Origin of the sequence: Paenibacillus hamazuiensis, assembly GCF_023276405.1 — a bacterium.
In the GTDB taxonomy this organism is placed as follows: domain Bacteria; phylum Bacillota; class Bacilli; order Paenibacillales; family NBRC-103111; genus Paenibacillus_AF; species Paenibacillus_AF hamazuiensis.
In genome coordinates this window covers 7,542,446-7,553,103 of record NZ_JALRMO010000001.1, presented here as the reverse complement: position 1 = coordinate 7,553,103, position 10,658 = coordinate 7,542,446, and the positions used below count along the sequence as shown (strand labels likewise).

Genomic DNA, 10,658 nt, shown 5'->3' with positions numbered 1-10,658 from the left:
ATTGGATCATGATATGGGGGGGATTGCTGGGCGTTGCCGCGGTGCTCGCTTTAATGATTTTGCATGATTGGCGCGCCATGCCTTCTTATACCAAGAGGGAGAAGACGGCTTATGGCGTCCTGACCGGATTGGGGGCGATATTGGCAATCCTGCTTGTTCTTGATCCCCAAATGCCGGGTCCTACGGAGTGGATGGATGTTATTTACAAACCGCTGGTGAACTTGCTGGAGAAGCTCGCCTTACAAAGGAGCGGGTGATGGGTGATGAAAAAAGAAAACATATCCGTCCTGCAAATCGGAAAAATGATGTATTTGGCGGTAACTCCGACGGCTATATTAAGCACGCCGGCAATTACATATAAATTTGCCAAGCAGGATTTGTGGATTTCTCCGATGTGGGCATTCAGCGGGGTCATTGCAATCTGGATTGCGCTCGGCATTCACCGATTGTTTCCGGGCGAAAATCTCGTTCAGGCAGGCGAACGCATTCTAGGTCGAATGTTGGGAAAAGTGTTTGGGTTGATTCTTCTGTTGTACTATTTGTATTTAGGCGGCGTCATCGTGAGGGAATACGGCGAATTTGTAGTCGGAGCGTTTCTTGTCCAAACGCCGTTGCTGGTAGTATCCGGGAGCATGGTGCTTGTATGCGCCGTTGTAGTTCGCAGCGGCGTGGAAATCATTGCGAGATTCGCCGATCTATTTATTCCTGTTTTTGCGCTTCTTTTTCTGCTTCTGATCCTCCCCCTTCTTCCGGAGCTTCATATTCTGAAGATGCTGCCGATCATGGGAGAAGGTATCGGGCCTTCCCTCTCCGGTGCGGTTGTATTGCAAGCATGGTTCAGCGAATTTCTGACGGTGTCGTTTTTAATTCCATTTGCAAACCGTGCGGGAAAAGTGAAAAAAAGCATGGCGATCACTTTGCTGGCCGTCATTGTGACGCTTGTGTCATCCAACCTGGCAACGCTGTTGCTGTTGGGGGATATAACAGGAAACTATACCTATCCCTTTCTGATTGTCGCCAGATACATCAACCTGGCCGATTTCTTTACGCACCTGGAGTCGATTTTTATGGCCATTTGGGTATTGGGGGCGTTCGTTAAAATATGTGTTTTCTTTTATGTAAGCGTATTGGGCACTGCTCAATGGATGGAGCTCCGGGATTACCGTCCGATCGTACTCCCCGTAGGCTTCTTGCTGCTATTAATGAGCATATGGGTTGCGCCCAACCTGCAGGAATTGACGCACGCTTTATCGACTTCGATCATTTTTTCGGCGCTGACGGTATTGGTTTGCATTCCCGCGGCGTTGCTCGGTTTGGCCTGGTTCAGAAGACTTTGGGAGAAGAAAAATATACAGGATTGAACCATCCATAATAAAATAATAGCGCCAACCTTCTGTTCACGCTGAGGAAGCGTGTCAGAATGCTTGACGCTTTTTACGCTCCCAAGTTTAGCAAAAAGTCGAGTTTTCTATCATGCAAGAGATTTTTGCTTCAAAGAAGTGGATAGAAGACTGGCTCTGCTGATCAATTCTCGAAAAGGCAGCGAAAAAAAGTCAGGTACGAGATAGCCGTTTATGATTCCCACCGATGCGGATAATGTAACGTTATGAATGACGACGGGTTGGGACAGGGCAGTTTCTAATTGCAAGGCCTCGTGCTCATTCCGGCATGTAATCACAACAAACTCATCCCCTGCGTACCTGCATACGTAATCCTGTTCGCTCGTTAATGCACGCAAGCGATTGGAGAACTCGACAAGAAAATCGTCCCCTACCGGATGCCCGTGCAATTTGTTGATTTCACCGAAATTATTGAGATCAATAAAGAGCAAACGGAAATGTTGGCGACGGTTCAGAAAATGTTCGCCGATATGTTGGATATAAGGTGCGCGGTACAGTCCCGTTAGAGGGTCAACGAGCTGGTTCAGTTTGATTTGAAGCTTCTCGCGGGTCACGATCCCGAGTACCCGATCTTCATGGACGACAAGAAGTCGTTCAATGCGATGCCGCTCCATCAATTCCAACGCTTCCCAAGCAAATTGGTCAGGCGAAATGCTGATCGGGCTTGGGGTCATTGCGTCGGCTGCAATCCGATTGGGGTGGGAAGAGCGGATGTCCCGCGACGTAATAATTCCTACGATTGTCCCATGATCTGTGACGGCCAACGAACCGATTTCAAGTTCATTCATTACATCCGACACATGCTGGACGCTTCTTTCAGTTGAAACCGTATAGACGGGGGATGACATGAATTCCGCCACCTTCATTGTAACTCCACCTCCCGCTGAACCGATACCGAAATTTTCAGTTCGGAACGAAGCACCATGTTGTCGCTGATCAACCGGTCCGCTTCTTCCATTATGATTTGCATCAGCAAACGTTCGTCCAACATTTGAAGAAGGGAGTTCCGAATCAAGACCGCTTCAATTTTGGCGTGCTCCAGTTTAACGATTGTAAATTGTTCCGGCGATAGCGCCTGCGCCATTCGCTTTACCGCTTCCGGCCCGATCGGGGCTTTTTTTCCGATGATCAACAAATCCTGCATGGGCGGAACTTCAAACTCTGAAATTTTTAAAGAGAGCGTTGCTTTGCGGAAATAGTTCAGTTTATCCTGCATCCTGATTACTCCTTCGTGTTCGGGTGAGACTTCACGTTCAACCGTTTACGTTAACCGATTCGGTTTTCCGAATAAATAGCCTTGTCCCATCTTGATACCCAAAGACAGCGCGGTATCCAAATCCTCTTCTTTTTCGATTCCTTCCAGGATCAGATTGGCCTCGTTATTGCAGTACTCGGCAAACAGTGCGACAACTTTTTGTTTTTTCCTGGATGTACTCAAGTCAGAAGCAAAGAATCGGTCGATTTTGATAAAATCAGGCGAGACGTCCACAATATTTCGAAAAGAAGTTGTTCCATCTCCTACATCGTCCAGGGCTATCAGGAAATTCAGTTCACGCAGCAATCGGATGGCATCTCTGAAAGAAGCGCTTTTCCATAAGAGGCCCTCATAAATGGACTCGTTAATCTCAAATACGATTTGGTTTCTATATAGCTCGAATCGCTCGGCAAGGGAGTCGAGTAAGTCGATAAATAAAGGCGAGACCAAAGTTGAAGGGAATATGTTAATAAACAACAGGTTATGTTCACGTGAGCCCGGAAATTCAAAGTAGGCTGAAATCGCCTGGAAAATTGAAAAAGAATCGACTTCGAACAACTTGTTCTGCTCCATGGCGCGCTGAAATAAAAGATCCGGATTCATGTTGGAGTTACTGCGAATGAGGGCCTCGTAACCAAGGATTCTCTTTTCGGGAAACCCCAAGATGGGCTGGAACACATGATAAAAATCGTTTTGTACTATTAATTGTTCAATATTCGGCATCGAGGCTACTCCCTTTGCTGAGAATCAAAATAAGAAGCCACCCCGATCTGGGGCAGCTTTGAGCTCGGAAGCATCATTTCGGCAACCCAGCTACCATAGATATCATCCTTAGGCCTGAAGTTTTGCGCCCCCATTTTTCAATGGGTTTGCCGTTTCGTTTTTTATGATCCTGAAAGAAAGGGATCAGCCTGAGGACCTACGAATAGAACCTCCCCCTTTTGAATGAAGTTAGATCATTTACGACAAAATCCTTCTTTATACCCAATAATTCGCGCAAAAAGCGCCAACTCCTTCCAAACGGGTGTTCCTAAGAAACCGTATTTATCCAAAAAATCGGTAAAGACTTGCCATTTAACATAGAGAATCGCGGTAAATAAGCAGCAAGCGGTTGGTTCAGATCGTCCCAACCGCTTGCTTTTTTCATAGCTTGAATCACTTTTTACGAATCTTCGGTTGCCGGTTCCAACAGTTCCCGTAAAATACGATACGCTTGTCGCTGTTTGGCATCGTTGTGTTTGAGCAATAAGAGAATGCTGGCCCATAACCATCTTTTTTGTTGCAGATAGGACTCTTTCTCGTCGCTGAATAAATCGTATACGCTCATATGTAATGCCAAAGCAATTTTTTCAATCGTTTGAAGTTTGACGTTTTTTTCGCCGCGTTCAATCTGACCAAGATATGTCGCGGCCATGCCGATCGATTCGGCTAGTTTTTCCTGAGTCAAATTTTGCTCCAAGCGGTATAAGCGAATTTTTGCTCCGACTATTTGTGCAAAGGTAGACATAATGTCCCTCACAACCCCTCTCTATAGTAAAGTGTAGTCAAAGCAGTCGGAGGGATGGAGTACTCTTAAACTACAGTCTATTCAATTGATTGTACCTTGAAAATCTTTGCGATATAATTTTCCACGGAGTTTATTTTGTCACAAATTCCTTTAAGCCAATATTCGATAAAAAGGAGTCAGAAGTCATGCATCATTTCATGATCGCTGCGCAGACCGTATTGTATGGGAAGCGGCAGGAAATCGGCTTGAGCCATAATCAAGTGGTCCAGCTTTCCAAGGAGATTACAAGAATGACTCGACTATTGGAAAACGTAAGTCAACAGACTGAGAATGGAATGCGAGAAATAAGGGGGAGGGTTGCCACGAGGCTGCTTAGCAAGGAGCAACTGCTCGAATGTATAGCGACAGCTTGGAACATGGGACTTGAAGAAGAGTTTGTTGCTTTTTTGTTCAAGGAACTGCTATGGATGGAATCCGATACGAAATTGTCCGAAATGGAATAGGAGGTTGTCTTCAGAGAGAAAGCTTGATGGATGTAAAATGGTTACGGCATTGCTGCCGACGTGGAAGCGCGATTGATCGGATGTATCAATCGCGCCGCGAATCCATCATTTGAAAATCGGAATTTTCAACATCTAGGCTTGACTGGGCTTTAACTTGTACCTCCCCGTATTGGTCAGTTGAACATGGATTCGTATGTTTCGTAAAGAATCCTCATGCAGCACAAAATGATTTTCGTCTTCAATCCGGTGCCATACCGTGGGATAGCGTCGAAACAACGACTCGCCGAGACTATAAACATCGACCTTTCGCTCAAAACCCTTCCGGTAAGTATGGCGGATTTGTTCTTCAATCTTTCGTTCGGCCAAGTCGATCAATTCTTTCTCGGACATTTCCTGATGCAATTCGTTAATGCCTGCTTTTACCGTCAGCTCGACGTCAAAATAAACGCGAAGATCTTGAACCGACGGCCTGATGCGCACTTTTGGCTTCTCCATGACCAAAACAGCCGCTAACGATTTTCCGCGTTCGAGAGAAAGCGGCACGCGAACTGTTTTTTTATGCAGCCAGGGCAATCCATGCAAATCGTCCGGATCCAATTCTCCATGGTACCGATTGTTCCAAAACACGGTTATACCTGCATATTCCAAAAATGGATGCGTTTTTCTGCTAACTTCCCACTGATTCTTCTCGATACGCAGAGAAGGCAAGTAAGTCATGCGCGCAGCTTCTTTCAGCGTCATAACAAATTGATACAGCCTGATTGGCGGGATGATCGACCGTTGCCGATACGGTTCCTCCGGGCTATGCAAAATGGACATCATCGGGGACTCATTAAAGAAAGGAGTCGAGTTGAAAATATTTTCAATTGATTCTTTGGTACTAAAAACCCAAACCAAATAGCGGATTTCCCTGTAACGGTTCAGCAAATCCATTACATCCTGAAATTTGTTCTGTTTCAAAATAGGTTCGCTGAACACGAGCGCGGAAACATGCCCCCAAAACACTCTTTGTTGCGACGTCTCATATAAATGGTTTACCGCTTCCGTAAACGATGCGCCCGTTCCTTTCCCCACCCATACAGGCGCTTCTTTTGCTTTTTGCTGGCCTTCCAGCTTGGCGACGCTGGAAAAATCAATCAGTTGCAAATACACAATGTACTTTCCGTCGTCATAATCAAACCCGATAGCCGTTACATAACTGATATTTTGAATTTCCTTCATATTCCAGCAACCGGTCGTGATAACGAGCAGAACAATCAAGATTCCTGTTAATTTCACGCCTTTCATTTTGACTGTTCTCCCTGGTTCGTATCGTCAATCGGATGAAGCATCTTCGGACGCTTTCGCTTCCATGCCATTGGTAACCGAAACAATGCATGCGGCAAGTCTCTGAAATACGGAGGTGACATCGGAGCCAGATACGGGACCCCGAAAGATTGGAGAGACGCCAGCAAAACCAGCAATAAAAATACGCCCACAAAAAAACCATATAAACCGAAAATGCAAGAAAATATAAACAATACGATTCTCAGTATGCTTACTGCACCTCCTAACGCTTGATTGGTAAGCGTTGCGCCGAATACATGCGTAATCGCGCCGATGATCACGATGCCAGGCGACAAAATTCCGGCCCGAATGGCTGCGTCGCCCAAGATTAGACCGCCTACCACTGTAAGTGTCGAACCGATAGAGGAAGGAAGGTGAACACCGGCCTCGCGCAACATTTCAAGAAAAATCAAGGCAAGAAACATCTCCAGACCGGTAGATAAAGGGATTCCGAGACGATTCACAGTCAGCGTCGCAAGCAAATAAAACGGAAGTTGGTCTTGATGATAAGAAAGCAGGCAGAGCCAAAATGCCGGAAGCATGAGCGACACGAAAAAACCTAACAACCGCAACATCTGTCCGAACGTTGAGGATAACGCTGTAAAGTGGATGTCTTCCGGCGTTTTGATCAGGAGCATTAAGTTGGCGGGGCCTATGAGCGCTGCCGGCGTTCCGTCCACCAATATAACAAATCTTCCGTTCATCAAACAATTGACGGTAAAGTCTGGTCTTCCGGTATACGCCATAAGCGGAAATAGCGCCCATGTCGGTTCGATCATTTCTTCAAGTTCCGTAGCGCTGAATACCCCGTCAATGGTTATCTTTTGCAGGCGCTGTTTCACTTCCTGTATGACCTTTGGATCGGCAATATCATACATATACATCAATCCGATCCGGGTTTGGGTACGTTCGCCAAGAACGATTTGCTCATAGGCTAACGAAGGCGATTTAATCCGTTTGCGGACAAGCGCGGCATTTGTGGCCAACTCTTCCACAAAACAATCTTTGGCTCCCCGAACGGAGACTTCGACGTTGGATTCTTCCGGTTTTCTCGCCGGCAGCTTGGCAATGTCAACGGAACAGATAATCCGAAGCGCAGGAATATACATGAGCAATTTGCCATCAAAGACTTGTTGCGTTGCTTTCCGTTGCCAATTCACATCCGGCAGACGTTCCAGTTGAAGCTGACTCGCCGTTTGAAGCATGCCCGCGTCTGTAAAGCCGTATGTCTCATAGAAACGTTGCAACCGGGGAAGCACTACCTCATGAATCATATGTTGGCTATCGCTCATCCCTTCGCAGAAGACGAACAGCACGGTTGAACGTTCCTCTCGTGCGTTCAAGGTGTAGGTATGATGCTTGACATCGGCGCATCTATTGAACAATTTTAAAATAGCTGAAGCATCGATGATTTCAATGGATGGCAGTTCGGAAGTTGAAGGGGATGGCCGAAAAGAGTCGGCGATCGATCCTGCAGATTTTTTGAAAACAAACGGTCTCAACCACCTTTTGAGCATAGGGATTCACCTTCTCATTCTATTGGAAATCCAGATTTTCGCGACAAACAAAGCCGTCAAGCCCAGAGCAGCGTAAACGGACGCCGGAAAAAACACGTTTCCAAGAAAAGCAAGGAACCGGGCATCGCTGACGGGCAGAACAACGGAAGCAATCATCAGTGCGCCGAAAAAGATGAACCATGGCAATCGCTTGTCCGGTTTCCAAATGTCAACCATAATAAACAGAGCCAGCGAGACACGAACAAACGTGCCGGAAAGCCACTGGTAGATGGAGAAGAAATCAAGGTGCGAGATATATTGCCCGAGTTGAACCAAACGCCATTGCTCATAAGCAGGGTAACGCTGATTTGCCGCCTCAGCAGGTCCAAACACGGCGATGGAACCCATCAGCGGTCCCAGAATCAAACCGGCCAGCAGCACATTCACGAACATGAGAGTGCCGAATCGAGGTCGTTTGGTTAAATGCTCCTGATAAAAGAGAATGCAGATTAACTCCAGTAGCCCTCCCGCGGCATATATAACGCCTTTCCATACAGGCTCCCACCCAAATTCGATGACTGGAAACAGCAGGCTGTAATCCTTGTACTTGTAATTTGCTGTCATCACAAAATCACCGAGCACGATCACAACCGGGAGCAAAATGCCTGTGACGATTGCAATTACTCGCAACCCGGCATACGCTGCCAAAAGATTGCACGCGACTCCCGCCAGCACCAACGCAAAAGCCGGTGTCTGTGGCAAATAGGAGGCAATCGTCCAGGTGATGGTGTCTTTGAGTGAAATGGCGCCCATTGCGAACAGATACAACGTGATTAAAATAAGCATACCGTTTGCCGGAAGTTTGCCGAAATGACGATACAGCCAGGTTTTGACCGGCGTCCCATTCATGTTTTTAAGAATATAGGATAAACAGGCGATCCAGACTTGCGATACTGCCAAAACGGCTAAAACGGTTACCCAGGCATCTCTTTTGGAAGCAGTCAGCAAAAGCGGGATAATAATCACGTGGTTCAGAATCCCGATCGCCATCAGGATCAGCATGTATCCTTGAAGCAACGATATTTTATGATTGGCCGGTGCGATATCCATCACCACTTTCCGAATGAACCTCTTCTTATGCTTTCCAAATTTCCCCTTGCTAAAACAACATGTCTGACAACAAAAAAACGTGAACAAAACCAAATGAGAAGATTTCGTTTAAATAGTCATTCATTTGCTGGTCAATCGACGCCGCAACATATTTTCCTTCTGTCGTTAAGGAAAGCAGATTCACCCGCCGGTCATCGGGATCGGGCGTTTTTTTACTAATTTCATCTTGATTAACGACTGGACTTGTCGGCTGAATGTCGTGATATTGGTCCCTAATGCCTCTGCTACTTGCTGGATGGAAGGCTTGTGCTGGCGATCAATTTCGTAAAGAATATGGCTTTGAATAAAGGAGATGTCGCAGCCACCGGCAGAACAGCAGTTTTATCCAGAAAGCCAAAGCGACGAGTCATGATTTGAAATAATTCGCGTACATTTTCCACGGTGCTTCACCTCATGAATCAGTTATACAACAGTCATTTGCAAGTAATAATTTGCTTGCATTGCAAAAAAATAAGTACTCCGGAAAGGGTTTGTCTTAGACAGGCTATTGTAGAGGGAATATAAAAGTATCATTTTCCATATTGACTTTTTATCATACATAAATAACAATATAGTTATAAGGTTTTAAGTTTGGGGGTGATAAGAATGCCAATGGAATTTGAAAAGATAGCGGATATTCTGAAAGCTCTTGCCGATCCGATAAGGCTGAAAATCCTTTCTTTGCTCCGTATTCGCGATTGCTGCGTGTGTGAACTGGTTCCCATCTTTAACATTTCCCAGCCAGCCATTTCCAAACATGTAAGCCGTCTAAAAACGGCTGAACTGGTCCGCGAAACGCGAAAGGGACAATGGGTGTTCTACTCCATCAATGAGAAGCGGTTAGTGGAAATTGGTTATGCCCTGTCCCATTTGCCTGATTTATCCGAGGAACTGAGGAAATTGGAGCAACAAGGACTGACGGTTACATGCGAGTAAAGGGGGTGTACAGCAAGTGAGTAAACAAAAGAAAAAGCGACTCTCATTTCTGGATCGCTTTTTGACGTTATGGATTTTTGTTGCGATGGCGATAGGAATTGGCTTGGGTTACGTATTTCCTAACTTTGTCGCCGGTTTGAATGAATTTCAAGTTGGAACCACATCGATACCGATTGCACTTGGCCTCATTTTAATGATGTATCCGCCGCTGGCGAAGGTACGATACGAAGAAATTGGTCGTGTCTTCCGAAATGGCAAAGTGTTAACCATTTCATTGATTCAAAACTGGCTCATTGGCCCGATCTTAATGTTTTTCCTGGCTATTATTTTCCTCCAAAGCTATCCGGAATATATGGTCGGCCTGATTATGATCGGTTTAGCCCGTTGTATTGCAATGGTCATCGTTTGGAACGATTTGTGCAGAGGGGATGCCGAGTACGCGGCGGGACTCGTTGCTTTCAACTCGATCTTTCAAGTTTTGTTTTATTCCGTCTACACCTTTATCTTTGTTACGATTTTGCCGGGATGGTTCGGGGTGGAAGGTGTCGTTGTTGACATTACGATGGCCGAAGTTGCCAAGAGTGTGTTCATTTATCTAGGGATACCGTTTTTGACCGGAATGATTACTCGCTATTCTCTTGTAAAAGCAAAAGGACGGTCCTGGTACGAAACGGTCTTTATTCCGAAAATCAGCCCCATTACGCTGATCGCGTTATTGTTTACGATCATCGTCATGTTCTCGCTGAAAGGCGAAATGATTATCCAATTGCCGTTCGATGTCGTGAGGATCGCGATTCCGCTATTGATTTACTTTGTCGTCATGTTCTTGATCTCGTTTTTCATGGGCAAAAAAGCAGGGGCTGGTTATCCGGTGACTTCTACACTGGCTTTTACCGCCTCGGGGAATAACTTCGAGCTGGCGATTGCCGTTGCCGTCGGGGTGTTTGGTATTCATTCCGGCTCAGCATTTGCGGCCGTCATCGGTCCTCTTGTGGAAGTCCCCGTGATGATTGCCTTAGTCAACGTCGCGCTCCGATTCCAGCGGAAGTATTTTTCAAAGCAAGCAGCTTAATATAAACAGGAGGA

12 protein-coding genes, 1 pseudogene and 1 riboswitch are annotated in these 10,658 nt (G+C 46.0%); of the genes and pseudogenes, 5 read left to right on the top strand and 8 right to left on the bottom strand.

Annotated features, from left to right (window positions below; all coding sequences use genetic code 11):
• Positions 1-8 precede the first annotated feature (8 nt).
• Entirely contained in the window at positions 9-257 is a 249-nt protein-coding gene (locus MYS68_RS33375) for a hypothetical protein (protein WP_110843114.1), read from the top strand.
• A gap of 6 nt (positions 258-263) precedes the next feature.
• Positions 264-1,361 carry a GerAB/ArcD/ProY family transporter gene (locus MYS68_RS33370; protein WP_245954958.1) on the top strand — a complete coding sequence of 366 codons (1,098 nt, stop codon included), beginning with the start codon at positions 264-266 and terminating at the stop codon, positions 1,359-1,361.
• A 110-nt stretch (positions 1,362-1,471) separates the two neighbouring features.
• On the opposite strand, the gene MYS68_RS33365 is transcribed toward MYS68_RS33370, so the two are convergent.
• The 4 genes from MYS68_RS33365 to MYS68_RS33350 form a co-directional block, all read right to left on the bottom strand.
• Positions 1,472-2,266, bottom strand: a complete 795-nt coding sequence (locus tag MYS68_RS33365) for a GGDEF domain-containing protein (protein ID WP_110843116.1) — start codon at positions 2,264-2,266, stop codon at positions 1,472-1,474.
• Positions 2,263-2,616: a hypothetical protein gene (locus MYS68_RS33360; protein ID WP_110843117.1), complete on the bottom strand. Its 354-nt coding sequence runs from the start codon at positions 2,614-2,616 to the stop codon at positions 2,263-2,265. Before MYS68_RS33360 ends, MYS68_RS33365 begins: the two co-directional genes overlap by 4 nt.
• Before the next feature lie 45 nt (positions 2,617-2,661).
• Positions 2,662-3,378 carry an EAL domain-containing protein gene (locus tag MYS68_RS33355; protein ID WP_110843118.1) on the bottom strand — a complete coding sequence of 239 codons (717 nt, stop codon included), beginning with the start codon at positions 3,376-3,378 and terminating at the stop codon, positions 2,662-2,664.
• Positions 3,379-3,455: 77 nt separating this feature from the next.
• Positions 3,456-3,539, bottom strand: a riboswitch (cyclic di-GMP riboswitch).
• A gap of 278 nt (positions 3,540-3,817) precedes the next feature.
• A complete protein-coding gene (locus tag MYS68_RS33350) occupies positions 3,818-4,162 on the bottom strand; it encodes a helix-turn-helix domain-containing protein (RefSeq protein WP_110843119.1) in 345 nt (114 codons plus the stop codon).
• Positions 4,163-4,347: 185 nt separating this feature from the next.
• Between MYS68_RS33350 and MYS68_RS33345 the strand changes: the two genes are divergently transcribed.
• Positions 4,348-4,665, top strand: a complete 318-nt coding sequence (locus MYS68_RS33345) for a hypothetical protein (RefSeq protein ID WP_110843120.1) — start codon at positions 4,348-4,350, stop codon at positions 4,663-4,665.
• Between the two features lie 132 nt (positions 4,666-4,797).
• Here MYS68_RS33345 and MYS68_RS33340 read toward each other — a convergent pair whose 3' ends face one another.
• From MYS68_RS33340 to MYS68_RS33325, 4 genes and pseudogenes are all read right to left on the bottom strand, one after another.
• Positions 4,798-5,952 carry a Ger(x)C family spore germination protein gene (locus tag MYS68_RS33340; RefSeq protein ID WP_248929878.1) on the bottom strand — a complete coding sequence of 385 codons (1,155 nt, stop codon included), beginning with the start codon at positions 5,950-5,952 and terminating at the stop codon, positions 4,798-4,800.
• Positions 5,949-7,508, bottom strand: a complete 1,560-nt coding sequence (locus MYS68_RS33335; protein WP_248929877.1) for a spore germination protein — start codon at positions 7,506-7,508, stop codon at positions 5,949-5,951. Before MYS68_RS33335 ends, MYS68_RS33340 begins: the two co-directional genes overlap by 4 nt.
• 6 nt (positions 7,509-7,514) lie before the next feature.
• Positions 7,515-8,597 (bottom strand): GerAB/ArcD/ProY family transporter, encoded by a 1,083-nt coding sequence (locus MYS68_RS33330; RefSeq protein ID WP_248931097.1) that lies wholly within the window; start codon positions 8,595-8,597, stop codon positions 7,515-7,517.
• A 94-nt stretch (positions 8,598-8,691) separates the two neighbouring features.
• A pseudogene (locus MYS68_RS33325) lies at positions 8,692-9,037 on the bottom strand (MarR family winged helix-turn-helix transcriptional regulator); the annotation flags it as partial.
• A gap of 211 nt (positions 9,038-9,248) precedes the next feature.
• Here MYS68_RS33325 and MYS68_RS33320 point away from each other — a divergent pair.
• Positions 9,249-9,572: an ArsR/SmtB family transcription factor gene (locus MYS68_RS33320; protein ID WP_248931096.1), complete on the top strand. Its 324-nt coding sequence runs from the start codon at positions 9,249-9,251 to the stop codon at positions 9,570-9,572.
• A 16-nt stretch (positions 9,573-9,588) separates the two neighbouring features.
• A complete protein-coding gene (arsB, locus tag MYS68_RS33315) occupies positions 9,589-10,644 on the top strand; it encodes an ACR3 family arsenite efflux transporter (RefSeq protein ID WP_338043643.1) in 1,056 nt (351 codons plus the stop codon).
• Positions 10,645-10,658 lie beyond the last annotated feature (14 nt).